Source organism: Cupriavidus sp. SW-Y-13, from assembly GCF_009793345.1.
Classification (GTDB): domain Bacteria; phylum Pseudomonadota; class Gammaproteobacteria; order Burkholderiales; family Burkholderiaceae; genus Cupriavidus.
Genome location: NZ_WHLX01000001.1, coordinates 1,363,830 through 1,385,579, shown reverse-complemented (window position 1 = coordinate 1,385,579; position 21,750 = coordinate 1,363,830). Strand labels below are relative to the sequence as shown.

Here is a 21,750-nt window from a genome sequence, read left to right as displayed (position 1 = left end):
GGTCACCGGGCGCAACAGGAAACTACCGCGCCGCCCGTAACGCAAACGTCAGCGTCGTACCCACCCCCTTCTCCACCAGCTTTACCTGACTCCCGTTCAACTGCAGCATCCGCTGCACGATCAGCAGGCCCAGCCCGCCGCCGCGATGCGCGCCGCCGGATGGAAACGGCCGCTGGAAGATCGACTCCCTCAACGTAGCCGGAATACCCGGCCCGGTGTCGCTGACCGTCACGGCCACCTTGCCATCCTGGCTGGCGAGGTCGATTTCCACGGTGCCGCCAGTTGGCGTGTGCCGGATCGCGTTGTCGAGCAGGTTCGTCAGCACACGTTCGATCATGCCGAGATCGGCTGACACGGTGGGCAGCGCGGGCGGCACGCCGGCTCGCAGGTGAAGCTGCTTGGCTTCGGCGGACAGTGCGAATTTTTCGAGGACATCCTGCGTGAGATCGACCATCGAAAACTCTTCGGGCGTCGCCTGCACCATGCCGTGTTCCAGCCTGGCCAGTTCGAACAACGACTGCGCCAACCCGCCCACCTTGGCACTCTGTGCCAGTGCGATGGCCAGATAACGCTGGCGGTCGGCGGTGCTCAGGGTATCGGCCTTGACCGACAGCGTCTCCAGATAACCGTGCAGCGAGGTCAGCGGCGTACGCAGGTCGTGCGAGATATTGGCCACCATTTCGCGGCGTTCCTGATCCTGCTGCCGCAGCGTCCGCCATTGCGATTCAATGCGCCCGGCCATCTGCCGGAAGGCCGTCTGCAGCGCGGCAATCTCGTTGCGAGGCAGCGGGTCGGCCAGCTTGTCCGAAGCGGCGGTCTGGTCCTCGCCAGAATCAAAACGGCGGATGTCATCGGTCAGCCGACGCAGCGGGCGCGTGATCAACGCGAAGGCCACCAGACCCGCCACAAGACACAGCGTGGCCACCAGCGCCATCGACCACAGCGTGGTGCGCATCACGGAATCTTCCGACGCCTGCGCGGCCAGCTTGTCGTGCGCTTCGCCCATCAGCACCACGTAGATGTAGCCCCCCTGACGCAACGGCGCGGCGCTGAACACCTTGCGCCCCGTGGCACTGCGCGGATCGTCACCAAGAATCGGTAGTGCCCCGCCATCGAGCAGCTTCTTCACCGGTGCCAGATCCACACGGTCACGCACCAGATGCCCGCTCGGTGCATCGTGGCCCCGGATGCGGCCCTCGTCGTCGAGCAAGTAGACCTCCACACTGGGATTGACCACCATGAGCTGCCCGAACAATTGTCGCAGCGCCTGGGGTGCAATCGCGCTCTGGTCTTCCAGCAGCGCGTTGCGGGCGATGTAAGCAGCCAGTCCGCGCGAAATATCCTGGATGACCTCTTTCTCGTGCATCGCATTGGCACGCACCTGGAGCCATGCGGAAGCGCCACAGCAAGCCAGCAACAGCGCGGCGAAGACGACGGAAAGCCGCTGGGTCAGCGAGAGATTCATGACAAGGCTCCCGGCTCGGAAGTATCCGACGCGCCTTCAGCCTGCGGATCGGCCACGAAGCGGTAGCCGCGGCGCCAGACCGTCAGGATGCGCTGCGGCGCGGCCGGATCGACCTCGATCTTGGTGCGTAGCCGGTTGATGTGCGTGTTGACCGTGTGTTCGTAGCCTTCGTGCTGGTAGCCCCAGACCGCGTTGAGCAGGTCCATGCGCGAGAACACCTTGCCGGGATGGCGAGCGAAGTAGTAAAGCAGGTCGAACTCGCGCGGCGTCAGGTCCAGCCGCTTGCCATCGAGCGTCACCACGCGTGCCAGTGGGTCGATGGTCAGGCCAGCCAGGTCGAGCGTGCCGGCGTCGGAACGCACGTCGCGCGCCATCGCTTCCACGCGGCGCAGCAGCGCCTTGACGCGCGCCACAAGTTCGAGCACCGAAAACGGCTTGGCCAGGTAGTCGTCGGCACCCAGCTCCAAACCCAGGATGCGGTGCACCTCGCTGGACCGCGCACTCGTGATGATGATCGGGGTGTAGCGCGTCATGGCGCGCGCGCGCCGGCAAATCTCCAGGCCATCGACGCCGGGGAGCATCAGGTCCAGCACCAGCGCATCCCAGCCGCCCTGCTCCAGCAGGCGCAACCCTTCGGCGCCGTCGGCGCTGTGTACCACCTCGTATCGCTCGTCGCGCAGGTGCATGGCCAGCACGTTGGCGATGCCGACATCGTCTTCGACCAGCAGGATCCGTTTGGCTTGTTCCATGTTCTCTCGCCCGGGTGGCGTCCGGTGCGCCCCGGCATGCCGCTATTGTGCAGAAATCCGCGCGACCGGGTGTTCACGAATTGTTTAAGGTTTGGCGAAGACTCCGATACCGGTCGTTGCCTAGCATTCGTTTCATCCCGCATTCGATTCGGAGTCCATCATGCGCATCACCCGACGCTTCCTGCTGTCCGGCGGCACCCTGACCGCCGCAGTGGCCGCCGTGGGCGGCTGGCGGCTGCTGACCGACAACCTCGCCAGCGCCGCCTCGGCCACGCCCGGCGCACCGGCCCCACAGACGTTCGAGGTCACGATGACCGACGCCGAATGGCGCAAGAAGCTGACGCCCGCCCAGTACGACGTGCTGCGCCGGGAGGGCACCGAACGCCCCTACAGCAGCCCGCTGAACGGCGAGCACCGCAAAGGCATATTTGCCTGCGCCGGCTGCGCGCTCGACCTGTTCTCCTCGAATACCAAGTTCGAAAGCGGCACGGGCTGGCCCAGCTTCTGGGCGCCGCTGACCGGCGCTGTCGGCACAACCTCCGACCGCACCTTCGGCATGGCCCGCACCGCCGTGCATTGCCACCGCTGCGGCGGGCACCTCGGCCACGTATTCGATGACGGCCCGAAGCCCACCGGCCTGCGCTACTGCATGAACGGCGTGGCGATGACATTCCGCGCCACATCGGCCTGATCCCACGTCCTGACAAACCCTGCCGAGGCTTCGCCATGTTGCTGCTGATTCTTTCCTACCTGGGCGGCGTGCTCACGATCCTGAGCCCCTGCATCTTGCCCGTGCTGCCATTCGTCTTTGCCCGCGCTGACCAGCCGTTCGTGCGAAGCGGCCTGCCACTGCTGGCCGGCATGGCGTTGACCTTCGCAGGTGTCGCGACGTTGGCCGCCGTCGGTGGCGGCTGGGTGGCGCAGGCTAACGAGTATGGCCGCTGGCTGGCCATCGCGCTGCTGGCCGTGTTCGGTATCACGCTGCTGTTTCCCAGCGTGGCCGAGCGCCTCACCCAACCGCTCGTGCGCGCCGGCAGTCGCCTGACCAACTTCGCGCAGGCCGATGGCAAGCCCGCCAGCCCCGCCTCGTCCTTCCTGCTTGGCATCGCCACGGGGCTGCTCTGGGCGCCCTGCGCCGGGCCGATCCTGGGCCTGGTGCTGACTGGTGCCGCGCTGCAAGGCGCCAGCGTGGGGACGACATTGCTGCTGCTGGCTTATGCGCTGGGAGCAGCCACCTCGTTGGCCGTGGCACTGCTGATCGGCGGCAAGGTCTTTGCGGCGATGAAGCGTTCGCTGGGTGCAGGCGAATGGGTGCGGCGCGGCATCGGCGCGGCCATGCTGGTCGGCGTAGGCGCCATTGCGCTCGGACTCGACACCGGCATCCTGACGCGCATCTCCACGGTCGCCACGGGCCGTCTTGAGCAACGCCTTGTCGACGAGTTCGCCGGCCAGAAGAATGATGCCGGCGGCGCGATGATGATGCAGGCCAACCCCACCTCGATGGCGATGTCGGCCAAGCCCGAAGCCGGGAACTCGATGATGATGCGCGCCGCAGGCTCGGACCCTGCCGCGAACCTGCCGGTCGAGGGCAAGTTCCCCGGCCTCGACGGCGCCGTGGCCTGGATCAACTCGCCCCCGCTGACCGCCGCGGAACTGCGCGGCAAGGTCGTGCTCGTCGATTTCTGGACGTACTCGTGCATCAACTGCCTGCGCACCCTGCCCTACGTCAAGGCATGGGCCGACAAGTACCGCGACCAGGGACTCGTCGTGATCGGCGTGCATGCTCCCGAGTTCGCGTTCGAGCGCAACCTCGACAATGTGCGCAAGGCCGTCAAGGACCTCGGCATTACCTACCCCGTTGCCGTCGACAACAACTACGCGATCTGGCGCGCGTTCAACAACAACTACTGGCCCGCGCACTACTTCATCGACGCACAGGGACGCATCCGCTTCCACCATTTTGGCGAGGGTGAATACGCCAAGTCCGAACAGGTCATCCGCGCATTGCTGGCCGAGGCCGGACACACCGGCGTGGACAAGGTGGCGATGACTGGCCCTGAAGTCTCGAAGGGTGTGGAAATGGCCGCCGATAGCGAAGCGCTGCGCTCGCCCGAAACCTACGTCGGCTATGGCCGCGCCGACAACTTCGCCTCGCCCGGCGGCCTGAAGCCAGACGCCACCCAGGATTACAGCGCGCCGGCAAAGCCCGCGCTGAACCAGTGGGGGCTGGCCGGCGACTGGAAAGTCGGCGAGGAACACGCCACGCTGACCCAGCCCGATGGTCGCATCGTCTACCGCTTCCACGCACGCGACCTGCACCTCGTGCTTGGCCCCGGCGCGGACGGCAAACCGGTGCGATTCCGCGTGACGATAGACGGTCAGGCCCCTGGCGATTCGCATGGCACTGACGTCGCCGCCGATGGCAGCGGCACCGTCACCGCGCAACGCCTCTATCAACTCGTTCGCCAGAAAGGTGATATCCGCGACCGCACGTTCGATATCGAATTTCTCGACCCCGGCGTACAGGCTTATGCCTTCACCTTCGGTTGATGCCGGACACGCCCACCGCCTTCTTTCTTGAATCTGCCAGACGTCAAACAGGAAACCGATCATGAAGACCGATACCGCTACCATGACCACGCTGCAACGCTGGATGCGCCCCACCACGCTCAAGATGATGGGCCTCGCAATGCTCGCCGCAGTCGCCACCACGTGGCGCATCCCCGCAATATCCGCCGAGCAGGCCGTGAAGATTCCCGCGCCCCTCGTCGATGAGAAACCCGGCACCAGCCACGCCGAAACAGCCGTGTTCGCAGGCGGATGCTTCTGGGGTGTGCAGGGCGTGTTCCAGCATGTACGTGGCGTGACACTTGTCACATCCGGTTACGCCGGCGGCGCGGCCAATACGGCGCAATACGAGAAAGTCGGCACCGGCAACACCGGCCACGCCGAAGCCGTGGAGGTCCGTTACGACCCCACACAAGTCACGTACGGCAAGCTGCTGCAGATTTTCTTCTCGGTCGCCCATAATCCGACCCAACTGAATTACCAGGGCCCCGACCACGGCACGCAATATCGCTCGGCCATTTTCCCGCGCACGCCGGACCAACGATCGATTGCGGATGCCTATATCGCCCAACTCGGCAGCGCTAAAGCATGGTCGTCACCGATCGTGACGCGCGTGGAAACCGACAAGAAGTTCTATGCCGCGGAGAACTACCATCAGGATTTCCTGGTCAAGAACCCGAATTATCCGTACATCGTCTTTAATGACTTGCCCAAGGTCGGCAACCTGAAGACGATGTTCCCCGAGGTATATCGGAAGGACCCAGTACTGGTGAATGCCAAAGGCAGCTAATCGCCCGGGATTCAACTGGAGAATCTGACCGCCATCGTCATGATCCATCCCACCAGCACGCAAGCTCCTACCCAGCCAACACCGATTACAAAAACGTCACGCCAACTCATCAGCTAACACCCGGCCGCACGACGATACCCTTCGCGTGCGGCGCCTGTCCGGTTCAATGAATGGGGTTAAGGCTAGACGATCTCCCGCACGGAACAATGTCGGAGATGTAAGGAAAGGTTGCGGTTTGATGCAGGTGATACGTAGCAATTCGCGCAAATGAAAAAACCCGCTTGGCTCACACCAAGCGGGTTTTTAATTCTGGTCGGGGCGAGAGGATTTGAACCTCCGACCACCTGCACCCCATGCAGGTACGCTACCAGGCTGCGCTACGCCCCGAAGAAGAACGAGAGTATATCAGAGCCATCGTGAATGGCTAGTGGTTTGCGCGCAATTTATTCGATCCGTGCAATCTGCTTGAGTTGCGCGAGGAGATGCTGCACATCGACGAGTTCGTTGCGCAGTGTATTGAGGTCGACCGATAGCAGTGGCGCCGGTGTCGCGTCTGTCGTTTGCACTTCGTCAATCTCTGCATGCATCGCTGCATGGTGACGCCCTTCGTCGAGGCGGTTGCGAGCACCGTTGATCGTGAAGCCTTGTTCGTAGAGCAGCTCGCGGATGCGGCGGATCAGCAAGACTTCGTGGTGCTGGTAGTAGCGACGATTCCCGCGTCGCTTGACGGGCTTGAGTTGGGTGAACTCCTGCTCCCAATACCGCAGCACATGCGGCTTGACGGCGCACAGCTCGCTCACCTCACCGATGGTGAAGTAGCGCTTTGCGGGAATCGGCGGCAACGCGATGCGCTCGCTGGCTTTGTCCGTCATGCGATGGAGGTGCTGGTATCAGGCCGTCGGCCCATGCTGTTGGCGCAACGTACGCGCGGCATTGCAGGATACAGACTGCCACCCCCTCGGGCAATCCACCCGTATGGGGCAGGTGTGGCAAGTGTGTGGCAACCGCGACGGACTGTGCCGATGTCTCGCATGCATCGCCGGAATTTGCTCCGACCATGCATGCGCAGGCAACGGATCCGCTTAGCCGGGGACAGCCGCGTCCGCGCGCTCCTCGACCAGGCTCTTGAGCTTCTGGCTGGCGTGGAACGTCACCACCCGTCTTGCGGTGATGGGGATGATTTCGCCTGTCTTGGGGTTACGGCCGGGGCGTTGTGCCTTGTCGCGCAACTGGAAGTTACCGAAGCCGGACAGCTTGACGCTGTCGCCCTGCTCCAGCGCTTCGCGAATGACGTCGAAAAACGCTTCGACCATGTCTTTCGATTCGCGCTTGTTCAGGCCGACCTGATCGAACAGCATCTCTGCGAGTTCGGCCTTCGTCAGCGTGGGCACCTCGGTCGCGCGGGCTTCCGGCGATGCGTCGTCGAGGGAGGCAGCGTGCCGGTCGCTCGCCTCGCCAAGGTCTGCAGCATTCATGGAAATCGCGTCTCGATCGTTCATCCTTGATCGCTCTCTTAGTACTGTCTGGCGATCCGCCCGGAAGCTGTGTCCGGGCGCTCCTGATGCGGGCTACCGCTCAACCGCGCAGACGGGCATCAAAGCCTGCCGTCAGCGCATCGACCATGCAGCGCACCGCGTTGTCGACGGTCTCGTCCTGGAGGGTCGCCCCAGTATCTTGCAACGTCACGCGGAACGCAAGGCTTTTCTCGTCGGCCCCAATCGACGCCGAAGCGGCCTTGGGACGGAACTCGTCGAACAGCACCAGCGCTTGCACGAAGTGACCAAGACCGGCCTTGTCCAGCGCCGTACGCATCGCGTCCGCCATGTCCTGCACGCGGACGGACTGCTTGACCACGACGGCCAGATCCCGCACGGCAGCAGGGAATTTCGACACTTCGGTATAGACGGGCATGCCCACGTCACGCAGCGCGTCCAGTTCCAGTTCGAACACCACTGGCGCGTTCGTCAGTTCATACTCCTGCAGCCATCGCGGATGCAACTCACCCACCACGCCCACCGGCTTGCCATCCACGATGACGCGCGCAGCACGGCCCGGATGCAGCGCCGGATGCGCGACCGGTTCGAAGCGCGGCGTGCGCGGATGGAACAGCGCCTCGACATCGCCCTTGATGTCGAAGAAATCGACCTGGCGCGTGGCCACGCCCCACTGCTCTTCGAACGCCGGACCATAGGCAATGCCCGCCGCCATCATCGGTTGATGGTAGCCAGCCACGGTGAGGCCGCCGTCGGCCACGTTTGCATCGCGGTGGAACACGCGACCCACCTCGAACAGACGCACGCGCGAAGCCTTGCGGTTGAGGTTGTAGCGCACCTTGTCGACCAGTCCGCCGATCAGCGTCGAACGCATCACGGCCAGTTGGCTGGCAATCGGATTCAGCAGGCGGATCGGGTTGTCGTTGGCAGCGAAATCAAGCTCCCACTTCTCTTCGACAAACGCGAAATTGATGACTTCGTTCAGGTCACGCGCGGCCAGCGCATGGCGCACCACGTGCTGCGAACGACGGGCTTCGTTGGTCGGACGCATCTCGCTCTCGGCGATCGGCGGACGTGCCTGGATACGCTCGAAGCCATAGATACGCGCCACTTCCTCGATCAGGTCTTCCTCGATCTCGATGTCGAAGCGATAGCTCGGCGGCGTGACCTCGAACACTTCGCCCTCGGCACCCTGCACGCGCGTGAACGGGAGTTTGAGACGCAGGAACACGTCGGCAATTTCCGCCGACGACAGCTCGATGCCCAACACGCGCTCGGCACGCGCCACACGCAATTGCACCGGCTTGCGCTGCGGCAGGTTGACGATCTGGTCATCCACCGGGCCAGCCTGGCCACCGCAGATATCGAGAATCAGCGATGTGATCCGCTCGATATGTTCGACGGTCGTGGCGTAATCCACACCACGCTCGAAGCGATGCGCGGCATCCGTCGAGAAGTTGTAGCGACGCGCGCGACCCTGGATGGCGTTCGGCCACCAGAACGCGGCTTCCAGATAGATGTTCGTGGTGTCGAGCGTGACAGCGGTGCTGTCGCCACCCATGATGCCGGCCAGGCTCTCGATCTCCTTGTCGTCGGCGATCACACCCACCTGTTCGTCCACTTCGACGGTATTGCCATTCAGCAGCTTGATCTGCTCGCCCTTGCGACCCCAACGCACGTCGAGGCCGCCGTGAATCTTGTCCAGATCGAACACGTGCGACGGACGGCCCAGCTCAAGCATCACGTAGTTCGAGATGTCGACCAGTGCCGAGATGCTGCGCTGGCCCGAGCGCTCCAGGCGCTGAACCATCCACGCCGGCGTGGCCGCACGTGCGTTCACACCACGGATCACGCGACCGGAGAAACGGCCGCAGAGGTCCGGCGCCGAAATCTTGACCGGCAGCTTGTCCTGCAGGGTCACTGCAACCGGCATCATCGACGGCAGCGTCAGTTCCGCGCCGGTCAGCGCCGACACTTCACGCGCCACGCCATGGATCGACAGGCAGTCGGCCTTGTTCGGCGTCAGCTTGATCGTGAAAACCTGATCGTCCAGATCGAGGTACTGGCGGATGTCCTGGCCGACCGGCGCATCCTCGGGCAGCACCAGAAGGCCACCAGCATCTTCCGACAGCTTCAGTTCGCGCGCCGAGCACAGCATGCCGTAGCTTTCCACGCCACGCAGCTTGCCCATCTTGATTTCGAAAGGCTTGCCGCCGGTCTCGGCCGGCGGCAGCACCGCGCCCACCAGCGCGCACGGCACCTTGATGCCGGGCTTGACGTTGGGCGCGCCGCACACGATCTGCAGCGGCTCACCCGTGCCGACGTCGACACGGCAAACGTTGAGACGATCGGCATCTGGATGGCGCTCGGTGGCCAGTACATTGGCCACAACGATCTTGTTGAACGGTGGCGCAACCGGGCCCACCTCTTCCACTTCGAGCCCGGCCATGGTCAGGGCGTGCGAAAGCGCGTCGGTGGAAATCTTTTCAGGATTGGCGAAAGTACGAAGCCAGGATTCCGAGAATTGCATGGCGCTTCTGATCCGGTAGGTATTCTGTGATGTCTTTGACGATGCGGTCGGTCTTGGGGCCTGTCTTGCAGGCTCAGGCGAACTGGCGCAGGAAGCGCACGTCGCCTTCGAAGAACAGACGCAGATCGTTGATGCCGTAGCGCAGCATCGTCAGGCGCTCCAGGCCCGAGCCGAACGCGAAGCCGATATAACGCTCCGGGTCCAGACCCATATTGCGCAGCACGTTCGGATGCACCTGACCCGAGCCCGAAATCTCGAGCCACTTGCCATTGCCGAATGCCATGTCGATTTCCGCCGACGGCTCGGTGAACGGGAAGTACGAGGGGCGGAAACGCACCTGGATATCGTCGCGCTCGAAGAACTTGCGCAGGAAATCGGTATAGACGCCCTTGAGGTCGGCGAAGCTCACGTCCTCGCTGATCCACAGCCCTTCCACCTGGTTGAACATCGGCGAGTGGGTGGCGTCGCTATCCACGCGGTACGTGCGGCCGGGGCAGATCACCTTGATCGGCGGCATCGGCTTGCCCGCGTACTTTTGCACATGCATGCGTGCGTAGCGGACCTGCATGGGGCTGGTGTGGGTGCGCAGGAGCAGCAGCTTGTCGTCGCTGTCGCGGCCGTCCACGTAGAACGTATCCTGCATCGAACGTGCCGGATGGTTGTCCGGGTTGTTCAGCGCCGTGAAGTTCATCCAGTCGGTTTCGATCTCCGGGCCGTCGGCCACATCGAAACCGATCGAGCCGAAGATCTGTTCCACACGCTCCCAGGTACGCATCACGGGGTGGACGCTTCCGCGTGCCACGGCACGGCCAGGCAGCGTCACGTCGATGGCCTCGGCGGCCAGACGTGCGTTCATCAGCGCGTCGGCCAGCGCCTGTCGGCGCGCCTGCAGCGCGGCTTCCACCTGCTGCTTGACCTGATTGATGCGGGCCCCCTCGGTCTTGCGTGCCTCGGGGTCCAGCTTGCCCAGGCCCTTGAGCAGTTCGGTCAACGCGCCCGTCTTGCCCAGGAAGCGGGCTTTTTCGTTTTCCAGCGTGGCGTTGTCGTTGGCGCCGGCGAAGGCGGCCTGTGCGTCAGCGACGATTTGTTCCAGATCCAGGGACATGACGGCAATACGTGGACAGTACGTGGAAGAGTTGCCAATCCCGTGCGGCAGATCACGCGCGGGCTGGCTTCGGCATTGCGAATGGCGTTTCGAAGATCGACACGGCATTCGCAATGGATCGCAATGGCATCTGCAATGAAAACGGGGCTCGGTAAGGAGCCCCGTTTCAGCGAACCTTGCGGTCGGTGCTTGCCCGGAAACGCCTTTCAGCGCTTCCAGCAGCCGGCATCAGGCAACGGTGGCTTTCACCTGGTTGACGATGGCAGCAAAGGCAGGCTTGTCATGGATAGCCATGTCCGACAGCACCTTGCGGTCCAGTTCGATCGAAGCGCGCTTCAGACCGTTCATGAACACGCTGTAGGTCATGCCATGCTCACGCGTCGCGGCATTGATACGTGCAATCCAGAGCGCGCGGAACACGCGCTTCTTGTTGCGACGATCGCGGTATGCGTACTGGCCAGCACGCATGACCGCCTGCTTGGCGATACGGTAGACATTATTGCGACGGCCGCGGTAACCCTTGGCAGCGTCGATGACTTTCTTGTGACGGGCCCGTGCAGTGACCCCACGTTTTACTCGAGGCATATGAAGCTCCTTTCGTTATCGTTGAGGTTATGCGTAGGGCATCATGGCGCGAACCGACTTCAGGTTCGTCTCATGGACGTCCTGGGTGCCGCGCAGCTGACGCTTGTTCTTGGTGGTCTTCTTGGTCAAGATGTGACGCTTGAAGGCCTGGCCACGCTTGAACGAACCGTTCGGGCGTGCCGTAAAGCGCTTGGAGGCGCTTTTTTTGGTCTTCATCTTAGGCATGAATAACTCCAGCTCTATGACATGCATGCAGGTGGACGGCTGACGCCATCGCTTGCAAGACCCGCATCCACTTGTTTTTGTACGCAGCCTCCCGAAGGTGGCTCCGCACGGCTTCCGCACAAGGCAACGCCGGGATGCATGGCATCCCGGCCGTCGACCCCGCACAGGAATTACTTCTTCTTCTTGGGCGCGATGACCATCACCATCTGGCGACCTTCCATCTTCGGCATCTGCTCGACCTGACCCAGTTCGTCCAGGTCCGTCTTCAGACGCTCCAGCACGCGCGCGCCGATTTCCTGGTGGGCCATCTCACGGCCGCGGAACCGCAGCGTGATCTTGGTCTTATCCCCTTCTTCCAGGAAGCGCTTCAGGTTGCGCAGCTTGACGTTGTAGTCGCCATCATCCGTGCCAGGACGGAACTTCACTTCCTTGACCTGGATGATCTTCTGCTTGAGCTTGGCCTCATGGGCGCGCTTGGCTTCCTCGTACTTGAACTTGCCGTAGTCCATGATCCGGGCTACGGGCGGAGCCGCGTTAGGCGCGATCTCCACGAGATCCAAGTCCTTGTCCTCGGCCATGCGCAGTGCGTCCATGAACTTGACGATGCCGAGCTGCTCGTTATCAACCCCTACCAGGCGCAGCTCAGGCGCGCTGATCTCACGGTTGATACGGTGACCTTTGTCTGTAGCGATGTTCCGTTACCTCAAGAAGACAAAAAAACAAGCCGTGCTTCACACCCTCAGGCCTTGTCGGAAACGTCTTTCTCGAGACGCTCGACAAACGCGGAAACAGGCATGACACCCAGATCCACATTGCCACGGGCACGCACGGCCACTTGATTGGCGTCCCGCTCCTTGTCCCCCACAACCAACAGGTAAGGGATCTTCTGAAGCGAGTGCTCGCGGATTTTATACGTAATTTTCTCGTTACGCAAATCCGCCTTGGCCCTAAACCCTTGTTTTTGCAAGAGTTGCACAACGCTCTCGGCATATTCGGACTGGGATTCGGCGATGTTCATCACCACGACCTGCTCTGGAGCCAGCCAGGCAGGCAATGCACCCGCGTGATTTTCCAGCAGGATGCCCAGGAAGCGCTCGAAGGAACCCAGGATTGCGCGATGCAGCATGACCGGACGTTTCCGCGAATTGTCCTCGGAGACGTACTCGGCATCCAGGCGTTCCGGCAGCACCAGATCCAGTTGCAGCGTACCGCACTGCCAGGAGCGGCCGATCGCATCCTTGATGTGATATTCGACCTTCGGGCCGTAGAAGGCACCCTCGCCCGGCAGCTCTTCCCATTCCACGCCGCAGGCGCGCAGGGCCGTGCGCAAACCGTCTTCGGCGTGATCCCAGATCTCGTCCGAGCCGGCACGCTTTTCCGGACGCAGCGACAGCTTGACCTTCACATCCTTGAAGCCGAAATCGTCATACACCGAGAAAGCGAGTTCGTTGAACGCCTTCGCCTCGGCAACGATCTGCTCTTCCGTGCAGAAAATGTGCGCATCGTCCTGGACGAAGCCGCGCACGCGCATCAGCCCGTGCAGCGCGCCCGACGGCTCGTTGCGATGGCAGGCGCCAAATTCTGCGAGGCGCAGCGGCAGGTCGCGGTACGAACGCAGACCATGATTGAAGATCTGGACATGGCCCGGGCAGTTCATCGGCTTGATCGCGTAATCGCGCTTCTCCGACTCCGTGACGAACATGTTCTCCTTGTAGTTCTCCCAGTGGCCCGACTTTTCCCAGAGCGTACGATCCATCACCTGCGGCGTACGCACTTCCTGGTAACCGCCGTCCGTCAGGCGGCCGCGCATGTATTGCTCCACGGCTTGCCAGACGCTCCAGCCCTTCGGATGCCAGAACACCATGCCCGGCGCTTCTTCCTGCAGGTGGAACAGGTCGAGCGTCTTGCCGAGACGGCGATGGTCGCGCTTCTCGGCTTCTTCCAGCATCGTGAGGTACGCTTCCTGGTCTTCCTTCTTCGCCCAGGCCGTGCCGTAGATGCGCTGGAGCATCTCGTTGTTCGAGTCGCCGCGCCAGTAGGCGCCCGCCACCTTCATCAGCTTGAAAACCTTGAGCTTGCCCGTTGACGGCACGTGCGGGCCACGGCACAAATCGACGAAGTTACCTTCGCGATAGAGACCGATTTCCTGATCTGCGGGAATCGAGCCGATGATCTCGGCCTTGTATTTCTCGCCCATCGACTCGAACAGCGCCACAGCCTCGTCGCGGCTCAACACCTCGCGCGTGACCTTTTCGTCCTTGCGGGCGAGTTCCGTCATCTTCTTCTCGATGGCGGCGAGGTCTTCCGGCGTGAAGGGGCGCTTGTAGGCGAAGTCGTAGTAGAAGCCGTTCTCGATAACCGGGCCAATCGTGACCTGGGCATCCGGGTATAGCTCCTTGACGGCGTAGGCCAGCAAGTGAGCCGTGGAGTGGCGGATCACGTCGACGCCATCGGCATCCTTGTCCGTGATGATGGCCAGCGAGGCGTCACCATCGATCTGGAAGCTCGTGTCGACCAGGCGGCCATCGACCTTGCCAGCCAGCGCGGCCTTGGCCAGGCCCGAGCCAATGCTCTGCGCCACTTCTGCCACCGTGACGGGGCCGGGGTACTCGCGACGGGAACCGTCCGGCAGCGTGATTGCGATCATCATTGCACCTTTTGTGGATTCCTCCGCGCTGGCATCTGGTGCCTTGGCGAGCGGAGCATAGCAACTTTTGTAGCGCCAGCCCGTCAGATGCGATCAGACGCACATCGGACGAAACCGGCAATGGCATTCTTCTGGCTACCGCACTCCCGCGAAAACATGGGCGGATACGGGCGACGCGGCAGCATAGCAGCACGCTGGCAGGCGACAGACGAAAAAAAACGCGGCCAAGGCCGCGTTTTTCTGTGAATCCCCCGCATCCGCTGCGGGTCGAAGGCGCACCTCGACTACTGTCGCTAACCAGCGGTAGTAGTTCGAGTTGTCATGTTCATGATGCGCTTCCGGCGTTGTACTGCATTGTGCGTTGGTAGGCTCGATTGGACTCGAACCAACGACCCCCACCATGTCAAGGTGGTGCTCTAACCAGCTGAGCTACGAGCCTAGCGAAGCGCAGAGTATAACCTTATTTTCGCCGCGCGTGCAACACCCCCTGCACTTCTTCGATCAACGATACCGCGCGCTGCAACTGTGTGGCTTCCGCGACCTCGGCCGTGAACTGCATGCGCGCCACGCCCTTGCTCGACAAGGTCTTCACGCCCGTCACGTTGATCTTCTCGCGCGAGAGTACTTCGGAAATATCGCGCAACAAGCCCTGGCGGTCGATCGCCTCGACGTGAATATCCACCGGATACACCGAGTCGCTGCGCTTGCCCCATTCGGTCTGGATCACCCGCTCTGGTGCGCGCGACGACAGTTGCTGGAACGTATTGCAGTTGCGGCGATGGATAGACACGCCACGTCCGCGCGTGACAAAGCCGACGATATCGTCGGGCGGCGCCGGCTTGCAGCAGCGCGACATCTGGGTCATCAGTGAATCGACGCCTACCACGAGCACACCGCTCTTGGCGCCGCGCGCCACACTGGTCGCGCGACTCTTCTTGGTGACGGCCTCTTCTTCGTTGATTTGCGGCTGGGCCTCACCTTCCGGATGTCGCAGCGCCTGCTCTACATGACGCAGGCTGAACTCTTCCTTGGCCACCGCGGCGTAAAGCTCGTCCGTGGACTTGAAGTTGAGCCGCGTCGCCAGATCATCGAGATTGACTGCGGTCTTGCCCTCGCGCTGCAGCGTCTTTTCGATCAGCGCACGGCCCTGCGCGATGGTTTCCTGCGAATCCAATGCATTGAACCATGCGCGCACCTTGGAACGGGCTCGGTTGCTGGCCAGGTAACCGAGATCCGCGTTGAGCCAGTCGCGCGACGGGCCGCCCTGCTTGACCGCGACGATCTCCACGGTCTGCCCGTTCTTGAGCGGCGTATTGAGCGGCACCATGGCACCGTCCACACGCGCGCCGCGGCAACGGTGGCCCAGATCGCTATGCAGGTAGTACGCAAAGTCCACCGGCGTGGCGCCCTGCGGCAGCGCCACCACGCGCGCCTGGGGCGTCAGCACGTAGATATGGTCGTCGATGGCCGCATGCTTCAATTGCTCCCACGGAGAATCTTCGTGGGCTACGGTATGGTCGGCCTCGTCCTTCCATGCCAGCAGTTGTCGCAGCCATGCGATCTTCTCGTCGTAGCTGTTATCGGCCGCGAACTGCCCGGTATAGCCCTTGCCGCCAGCCTCCTTGTAGCGCCAATGCGCGGCCACGCCGTATTCGGCGAAGTGGTGCATCTCCTGCGTGCGGATCTGCACCTCGAACGCGCGGCCATCGTCACCGATCACCACGGTGTGCAGCGACATATAGCCGTTGGCCTTGGGCCGCGAGATGTAGTCGTCGAACTCGCGTGGAATCGGCTGCCAGATGTGATGCACGATGCCGAGCACCGTGTAGCAATCCTTGATGTCATTGACGATCACGCGGAACGCGCGCACGTCGTAGAGATCGGCAAAGTCGAGCTCCTTGCCGCGCATCTTCTTCCAGATGCTGTAGATATGCTTGGGACGCCCTGTGACTTCCGCGCGGATGCCTGCCGTATCCAGTTCCGAACGCAGTCGCTCGATTGCGCCCGAGATGAAGCTCTCGCGCTCGATGCGCTTTTCGTCGAGCAATTTGGCGATGCGCTTGTAGGTCTCCGGCTGCTCGAAGCGGAAGGCCAGATCTTCGAGTTCCCACTTCACCTGCCAGATCCCGAGCCGATTGGCGAGCGGCGCATAAATATCGAGCGTTTCGCGCGCCACGCCGGGTAGCGGGAGCGACTTGGTCTGCGCCAGCCAGCGCAGCGTCTGCAGACGCGATGCCAGGCGTACCAGCACCACGCGAATATCCTGCGCGAAGGCCAGCAGCATCTTGCGCAGCGCCTCGACCTGCTCGTGCCGTGCAGCCGCCTGCGACTTCGACGATTCCGATACATCTGCCTGCGTCACGGCAATGGCGCCGATCCGCAACAACTGGCGCACGCCACGTTCGAGCCGGCACACTTCCTCGCCGAATCGTTCGGCAATACCGGCCTCGGTGCCAGGCACGAAAGCCGCTACCGCGAACAGGCAGGCAGCTGCGCGTGCGGCATCGTCCACGCGCAGGCCATCGAGGATGCGCAGCATGCCTTCGGCGTGCGACAACACGCTCTCGCCCGTAGGCAACAGTGCCGGGTTGTCTCCACCGGCCACTTCGCGCACGTAGGCGAGTGCGCGCTCGACGAGTCCGGCGTCCGGAACGCCAGCCGTCTGTCCCGTCAACTCCGTGGACGTCACCATGTCACTGCACCTGCCATCAGTTGAGCGCGGCGGTCACCACCACTTCGATCAGGTAGTCGGGATTGGCCAGGGCGGCCTCAACCGTGGCACGCGGAGGCGTGTTGCCCTGCGGCACCCATGCATCCCAGACCTCGTTCATCTCGCCGATGCGCGACACGTCGGTCAGAAAGATCTGGCACATCAGGATGCGTGTCTTGTCGCTGCCGGCCTCGGCCAGCAGACGGTCGATATGGCCCAGCACCTCGCGTGTCTGGCCGCGCAGATCGGCCTTGGGATCGACTTCGGGAACCTGGCCAGCCAGGTAGACCACGCCGTTGTAGACCGCATATTCGGACAGGCGCTTGCCCACATGGGCGCGCTTCAGGGTATTGGTGCTCATAACAATGTCTACGTTGTGAATTCAGGTTGTTCGGTGGTTCAGGTGCCCAGGAAAAAGCGCCGGGCAATATCGATCTGCTCCGCGTTGACGAACGTCGGGGCGTGCCCCACGTCGGGCACATCGATGGTCTCGACCTGCTTGCCGCGCGCCACCATCTCGGCGGCTGTCTCGCGAAGCAGCAGGTCGGATTGCGCACCGCGCACCACCAGCGTGGGGCCCGGTGCGGCTTCGAACAGGTGCCACAGGGCGGCTTCGCCAGCCTGCACGACTTCAGGTGTCGTGTTGCGGAACGGCACGGCCAGCGCCGGATCGTAGTGGAGGCCCCACTCCAGGCCCTCGTCACCCTGTACGGGCTTCAGGATCGCGCCATTCAGTTCGCGCCACTGCTCCGGCGTGTGGCGGCCAAACGATGCACTGATTGTCTGCAGGTACGCCAGTCCTTCCTCGAACGTCTTGAAGCGGACAGGCAGCCCCAGGTAGGCGCCGATACGCTCGATGGCCTGCGCCGTGATGCGCGGCCCCACATCGTTGAGCAACAGCTTGCGCACCGGCGACTTTGGCAAGCCTGCCAGTCCCATGCCGATCAGGCCGCCCATCGACGTGCCAAACCAGTCCACCTGCTCCACATTGAGCCGCGCAATCAGTGTGACCATGTCGGCCACGTACTGCGGCAGGATGTACTGCTTCGGATCAGCCAGCCATTCCGAACGACCCCGGCCCACCACATCGGGACAAACGACGCGGTACTCGTCGGACATCGTATGCGCCAGCGTGTCGAAATCACGCCCGGTTCGCGTCAGTCCATGCACGCACATCAGGACGCGCGGATTGGCCGGGTCGCCCCATTCGTGATAGGCCATGCGATGCAGGCCGGCGGGACTGATGCATTGAACAAAGCCGAGGCGCGGACTGGAGGACATCGGAACTCCTGTGCGAGGCCGCCGCATCCCCTGCGGCGTAGAGTTTTGGGAATGGCTGCGAAAATCGGAAAGCCAATGGCAGTCAAACGCCGCGCAAAAAGCAGAGCAGCTGCTGCCAAAGACCAAAGCCGGATTGTACGCCCTGCGAGTACAATGCCCCAGCACATCCTGACACTCCCGACGGAGGCTTACATGCTCAAAGGCAAGACGGCACTGGTCACGGGCTCGACCAGCGGTATCGGACTTGGCATCGCGCAGGCACTGGCCGCGCAAGGCGCCAATATCATCGTCAACGGATTCGGTGACGCCGACGGCGCAAAGGCGGAAATCGCCGCCGCCGGCAGCGGCATCCAGGTCGGCTATCACGGCGCCGACATGAGCAAGTCCGCCGAGATCGAAGACATGATGCGCTACGCCGAGAAGGACTTCGGCGGCGTGGACATCCTAGTCAACAACGCCGGCATCCAGTTCGTGGCACCCATCGACGAGTTCCCGGCCGACCGCTGGGACGCGATCATCGCCATCAACCTGACCTCCGCATTCCACACCACCCGTCTCGCCCTGCCGTCGATGAAGGCGAAGAACTGGGGCCGCATCATCAATGTGGCCTCGACCCATGGCCTGGTCGCCTCGGCAAACAAATCTGCCTACGTGGCGGCGAAACACGGCATCGTCGGATTCACCAAGGTCACCGCGCTGGAAACCGCGCAGACCGGCATCACCGCCAACGCGATCTGCCCGGGCTGGGTGCTGACGCCGCTTGTGCAGAAACAGGTCGAGGCGCGTGCCCAGAAGGAAGGCATCCCGGTGGAGCAGGCCAAGCGCGAGCTGGTACTCGAGAAGCAGCCTTCGGGCCAATTCGTCACGCCTGAAGAACTCGGTGCGCTGGCCGTCTTCCTGTCGGGCGAGGCTGCGCGTCAGGTGCGCGGCGCGATCTGGAACATGGACGGCGGCTGGGTGGCCCAGTAAGGAGCGGTAATCATGAAAACGCGTCGCGATGCATTGCGAACGCTGGGCGCCGGAGCCTTGATGCTGTCGCCGCTAGTGGCGACAGCGCAGTCCGCCAAGCCGCTGGCTATCGTCGTCTACAAGACACCGACCTGCGGCTGCTGCGGGGATTGGGTCAAGCATCTGCAGGACAACGGCTTTACGGTCACCACGCATGATGTGGAAGACACGGGTCCGTATCGCCAGAAATACGGGATTCCGGAGCGCTTCGGTTCGTGCCATACCGGTGTGATCGCGGGGTATGGCATCGAAGGGCATGTGCCTGCGGCAGATATCAAGAAGCTGGTGGCGACAAAGCCGAAGGCGACGGGTCTTGCTGTGCCAGGTATGCCGGTCGGATCGCCGGGCATGGAAATGGGGCCGCGCAAGGACCCGTTTGATGTGCTGCTGGTGAAGGCGGATGGAGCGGCTTCGGTGTTTTCGAGTTACAACAAAAAGGCGTGAGGTTTGTTGTTACTCCCCTCTCCCGCCATGCGGGAGAGGGGAGAAAACCCGGCTTAAACCAGCTCCGCGCCAGTCTTGGCCTGGACTTCCTCGCGGGTGACGCCGGGCGCCGTTTCCACAAGTTTCAGGCCTTGCGGCGTGACGTCGATCACGGCGAGGTCCGTGATGATGCGATTCACCACGCCTACACCGGTCAGCGGCAGGTTGCAGTCCTTGAGGATCTTGATGTCCTCCGTGCCGTCCTTCTTCTTGGCGGTATGCTCCATCAGCACGACCACACGGCCCACGCCGGCCACGAGGTCCATCGCGCCGCCCATACCCTTGACCATCTTGCCCGGAATCATCCAGTTGGCCAGGTCGCCTCGCTGGCTGACCTGCATGGCGCCGAGGATGGCCAGGTTGATCTTGCCGCCGCGAATCATCGCGAACGAATCGGCCGACGAGAAGATCGACGAGCCACGCAGCGTGGTCACGGTCTGCTTCCCGGCATTGATCATGTCGGCGTCCACTTCTTCCTCGGTCGGGAACGGGCCGATGCCGAGCAGGCCGTTTTCCGATTGGAGCCACACTTCCATGCCTTGCGGCACGTGGTTGGCCACCAGCGTCGGCAGGCCGATGCCCAGGTTCACATAGAAACCGTCCTGCAGTTCCGCGGCCGCGCGCGCGGCCATTTCATCACGTGTCCATGCCATGATCTGTCTCCTTACTTGGCACGCACGGTGCGCTGTTCGATGCGTTTCTCGGGGGTCTTGTTCAGCACGATACGGTGAACGAAGATGCCCGGCAGGTGGACGTCGTCCGGATCGATCTCGCCGGTCTCGACGATTTCCTCGACCTCGGCCACGGTGATCTTGCCCGACATCGCGCACACCGGATTTAAGTTGCGTGCAGTACGGCGGAAGACCAGATTGCCGGCCTTGTCAGCCTTGTGTGCCTTGACCAGTGCCACGTCAGAGACCAGCGCCTGCTCCATGACGTACTTCTCGCCATTGAACTCGCGTACTTCCTTGCCTTCGGCGACGATCGTGCCGACACCGGTCTTGGTGAAGAATGCCGGGATGCCCGAGCCGCCAGCGCGCAGCTTTTCGGCCAGCGTGCCCTGCGGCGTGAAATCGAGCTGGAGTTCGCCGGCCAGGTACTGGCGCTCGAACTCCTTGTTTTCACCGACGTACGACGAGATCATCTTGCTGATCTGGCGGGTGGCCAGCAGCAGGCCCAGGCCGAAGCCATCGACGCCCGCGTTGTTCGAAATGCAGGTGAGCTGCTTGGCGCCACTGTCGCGCAGCGCGGCGATCAGTGCTTCAGGGATGCCGCACAGGCCGAAGCCGCCTACGGCGATCGTCTGGCCGTCGCGCACGACGCCCGCGAGCGCCTCGGCGGCGCTGGCGTAGACCTTGTTCATGTTTGCTCCTTCCTCGGTAGTCCCGCTACGCGGCCGGGTAGCCCCGCGCGGAAATTGTAACGGTACAATCGGCGGTCAGGCGCCGCCGTTGACGCCCCAGAGCATACGTCAAGGGATGCCGCGAGCGCCATTACGTAAAAGTACATAAGGGATAATGCCGTCCATCGACTACCAGACCGCTTTCCAGTTGGCCCCGGTTGGCCTGGTGCTATCGCGCGCCCGGGTGATCGAGGATTGCAACGACGAGGTCTGCCGGATCTTCGGCACCACCCGCGAGGCCCTGATGGGCCAATCGTTCCAGGTGCTCTATCCCACCGCCGACGAGTTCGAGCGCACGGGCGCGCGCATCGTGCCGGTGATGAACACCAAGGGCCTGTATTCGGACGAGCGAATCATGAAGCGCGCCAGCGGCGAGCTGTTCTGGTGCCACGTTACCGGACGCTCACTGGATCGCAAGGACCCGTTGGGCGCCGGCATCTGGACGTTCGAGGATCTGTCGCAGAAGCGGCCGGTCACGGCCGAACTGACCGCGCGGGAGCGCGACATCGCCGCGCAACTTGTGGAAGGCAAGACTAGCAAGCAGATCGGGAAGCTGCTGGCAATCAGTCCGCGCACCGTGGATATCTACCGGGCGCGGCTGATGAAGAAATACGGGGCCCATACGGCAGTGGACCTGGTGCAGCGGCTGGTGAACCACTGAGGTGTTGTCTTACTCCCCTCTCCCGTTGCACGGGAGAGGGGACCTGCC

The 21,750-nt window shown here is 62.9% G+C and carries 21 protein-coding genes and 2 tRNA genes; 6 read left to right on the top strand and 17 right to left on the bottom strand.

Annotated features, from left to right (window positions below):
• Window positions 1-22: 22 nt before the first annotated feature.
• Together GA566_RS06180 and GA566_RS06175 are read right to left on the bottom strand one after the other, a co-directional pair.
• Window positions 23-1,465: a HAMP domain-containing sensor histidine kinase gene (locus GA566_RS06180; RefSeq protein WP_137925794.1), complete on the bottom strand. Its 1,443-nt coding sequence runs from the start codon at window positions 1,463-1,465 to the stop codon at window positions 23-25.
• Window positions 1,462-2,214, bottom strand: coding sequence for a response regulator transcription factor (locus GA566_RS06175; protein ID WP_160472078.1), 753 nt, complete (start codon window positions 2,212-2,214; stop codon window positions 1,462-1,464). The genes GA566_RS06180 and GA566_RS06175 overlap by 4 nt, the downstream gene beginning before the upstream one ends.
• Before the next feature lie 160 nt (window positions 2,215-2,374).
• Here GA566_RS06175 and msrB point away from each other — a divergent pair, with 160 nt between their 5' ends.
• From msrB to msrA, 3 genes are all read left to right on the top strand, one after another.
• Window positions 2,375-2,905 (top strand): peptide-methionine (R)-S-oxide reductase MsrB, encoded by a 531-nt coding sequence (gene msrB, locus GA566_RS06170; protein WP_160472076.1) that lies wholly within the window; start codon window positions 2,375-2,377, stop codon window positions 2,903-2,905.
• 35 nt (window positions 2,906-2,940) lie between these two features.
• Window positions 2,941-4,764 carry a cytochrome c biogenesis protein DipZ gene (locus tag GA566_RS06165; RefSeq protein WP_160472075.1) on the top strand — a complete coding sequence of 608 codons (1,824 nt, stop codon included), beginning with the start codon at window positions 2,941-2,943 and terminating at the stop codon, window positions 4,762-4,764.
• A gap of 61 nt (window positions 4,765-4,825) precedes the next feature.
• Complete coding sequence (gene msrA, locus GA566_RS06160) at window positions 4,826-5,572, top strand: peptide-methionine (S)-S-oxide reductase MsrA (RefSeq protein ID WP_202126665.1); 747 nt, start codon at window positions 4,826-4,828, stop codon at window positions 5,570-5,572.
• Window positions 5,573-5,882: 310 nt separating this feature from the next.
• Here msrA and GA566_RS06155 read toward each other — a convergent pair.
• The 13 genes from GA566_RS06155 to GA566_RS06095 form a co-directional block, all read right to left on the bottom strand.
• A tRNA-Pro gene (locus GA566_RS06155) sits at window positions 5,883-5,959 on the bottom strand.
• A 56-nt stretch (window positions 5,960-6,015) separates the two neighbouring features.
• Window positions 6,016-6,444: a MerR family transcriptional regulator gene (locus GA566_RS06150; RefSeq protein ID WP_137925789.1), complete on the bottom strand. Its 429-nt coding sequence runs from the start codon at window positions 6,442-6,444 to the stop codon at window positions 6,016-6,018.
• Window positions 6,445-6,654: 210 nt separating this feature from the next.
• On the bottom strand, window positions 6,655-7,071 hold the full coding sequence (locus tag GA566_RS06145; RefSeq protein ID WP_137925788.1) for an integration host factor subunit alpha: 417 nt from the start codon (window positions 7,069-7,071) through the stop codon (window positions 6,655-6,657).
• Window positions 7,072-7,147: 76 nt separating this feature from the next.
• Complete coding sequence (gene pheT, locus GA566_RS06140; RefSeq protein ID WP_160472073.1) at window positions 7,148-9,595, bottom strand: phenylalanine--tRNA ligase subunit beta; 2,448 nt, start codon at window positions 9,593-9,595, stop codon at window positions 7,148-7,150.
• Window positions 9,596-9,668: 73 nt separating this feature from the next.
• Window positions 9,669-10,694, bottom strand: coding sequence for a phenylalanine--tRNA ligase subunit alpha (gene pheS, locus GA566_RS06135; RefSeq protein ID WP_171020427.1), 1,026 nt, complete (start codon window positions 10,692-10,694; stop codon window positions 9,669-9,671).
• A 234-nt stretch (window positions 10,695-10,928) separates the two neighbouring features.
• Window positions 10,929-11,285, bottom strand: coding sequence for a 50S ribosomal protein L20 (rplT, locus tag GA566_RS06130; RefSeq protein ID WP_071070014.1), 357 nt, complete (start codon window positions 11,283-11,285; stop codon window positions 10,929-10,931).
• A 27-nt stretch (window positions 11,286-11,312) separates the two neighbouring features.
• A complete protein-coding gene (gene rpmI, locus GA566_RS06125; RefSeq protein WP_006575466.1) occupies window positions 11,313-11,510 on the bottom strand; it encodes a 50S ribosomal protein L35 in 198 nt (65 codons plus the stop codon).
• Between the two features lie 170 nt (window positions 11,511-11,680).
• Window positions 11,681-12,202 (bottom strand): translation initiation factor IF-3, encoded by a 522-nt coding sequence (gene infC / locus GA566_RS06120; protein ID WP_130390413.1) that lies wholly within the window; start codon window positions 12,200-12,202, stop codon window positions 11,681-11,683.
• 47 nt (window positions 12,203-12,249) lie between these two features.
• Window positions 12,250-14,157, bottom strand: coding sequence for a threonine--tRNA ligase (thrS, locus tag GA566_RS06115; protein WP_160473233.1), 1,908 nt, complete (start codon window positions 14,155-14,157; stop codon window positions 12,250-12,252).
• 362 nt (window positions 14,158-14,519) lie between these two features.
• Window positions 14,520-14,596, bottom strand: a tRNA-Val gene (locus GA566_RS06110).
• A 21-nt stretch (window positions 14,597-14,617) separates the two neighbouring features.
• Window positions 14,618-16,849: a bifunctional (p)ppGpp synthetase/guanosine-3',5'-bis(diphosphate) 3'-pyrophosphohydrolase gene (locus tag GA566_RS06105; RefSeq protein WP_160472071.1), complete on the bottom strand. Its 2,232-nt coding sequence runs from the start codon at window positions 16,847-16,849 to the stop codon at window positions 14,618-14,620.
• Between the two features lie 16 nt (window positions 16,850-16,865).
• Window positions 16,866-17,228, bottom strand: coding sequence for a RidA family protein (locus GA566_RS06100; RefSeq protein WP_137925784.1), 363 nt, complete (start codon window positions 17,226-17,228; stop codon window positions 16,866-16,868).
• Window positions 17,229-17,266: 38 nt separating this feature from the next.
• The gene (locus GA566_RS06095; protein ID WP_137925783.1) at window positions 17,267-18,148 is read right to left on the bottom strand and encodes an alpha/beta fold hydrolase; all 882 of its coding nucleotides are present in this window, start codon (window positions 18,146-18,148) and stop codon (window positions 17,267-17,269) included.
• A 192-nt stretch (window positions 18,149-18,340) separates the two neighbouring features.
• Here GA566_RS06095 and GA566_RS06090 point away from each other — a divergent pair, with 192 nt between their 5' ends.
• Both GA566_RS06090 and GA566_RS06085 read left to right on the top strand, forming a co-directional pair.
• Window positions 18,341-19,117: a 3-hydroxybutyrate dehydrogenase gene (locus GA566_RS06090; RefSeq protein ID WP_137925782.1), complete on the top strand. Its 777-nt coding sequence runs from the start codon at window positions 18,341-18,343 to the stop codon at window positions 19,115-19,117.
• Between the two features lie 12 nt (window positions 19,118-19,129).
• Window positions 19,130-19,600, top strand: coding sequence for a DUF411 domain-containing protein (locus GA566_RS06085; protein ID WP_137925781.1), 471 nt, complete (start codon window positions 19,130-19,132; stop codon window positions 19,598-19,600).
• Window positions 19,601-19,653: 53 nt separating this feature from the next.
• Here GA566_RS06085 and GA566_RS06080 read toward each other — a convergent pair whose 3' ends face one another.
• Window positions 19,654-20,292, bottom strand: a complete 639-nt coding sequence (locus GA566_RS06080; protein ID WP_137925780.1) for a CoA transferase subunit B — start codon at window positions 20,290-20,292, stop codon at window positions 19,654-19,656.
• 11 nt (window positions 20,293-20,303) lie between these two features.
• Window positions 20,304-21,002, bottom strand: coding sequence for a CoA transferase subunit A (locus GA566_RS06075; protein WP_160472069.1), 699 nt, complete (start codon window positions 21,000-21,002; stop codon window positions 20,304-20,306).
• A 154-nt stretch (window positions 21,003-21,156) separates the two neighbouring features.
• Between GA566_RS06075 and GA566_RS06070 the strand changes: the two genes are divergently transcribed.
• Window positions 21,157-21,702, top strand: a complete 546-nt coding sequence (locus GA566_RS06070; protein WP_137925778.1) for a PAS and helix-turn-helix domain-containing protein — start codon at window positions 21,157-21,159, stop codon at window positions 21,700-21,702.
• Window positions 21,703-21,750 lie beyond the last annotated feature (48 nt).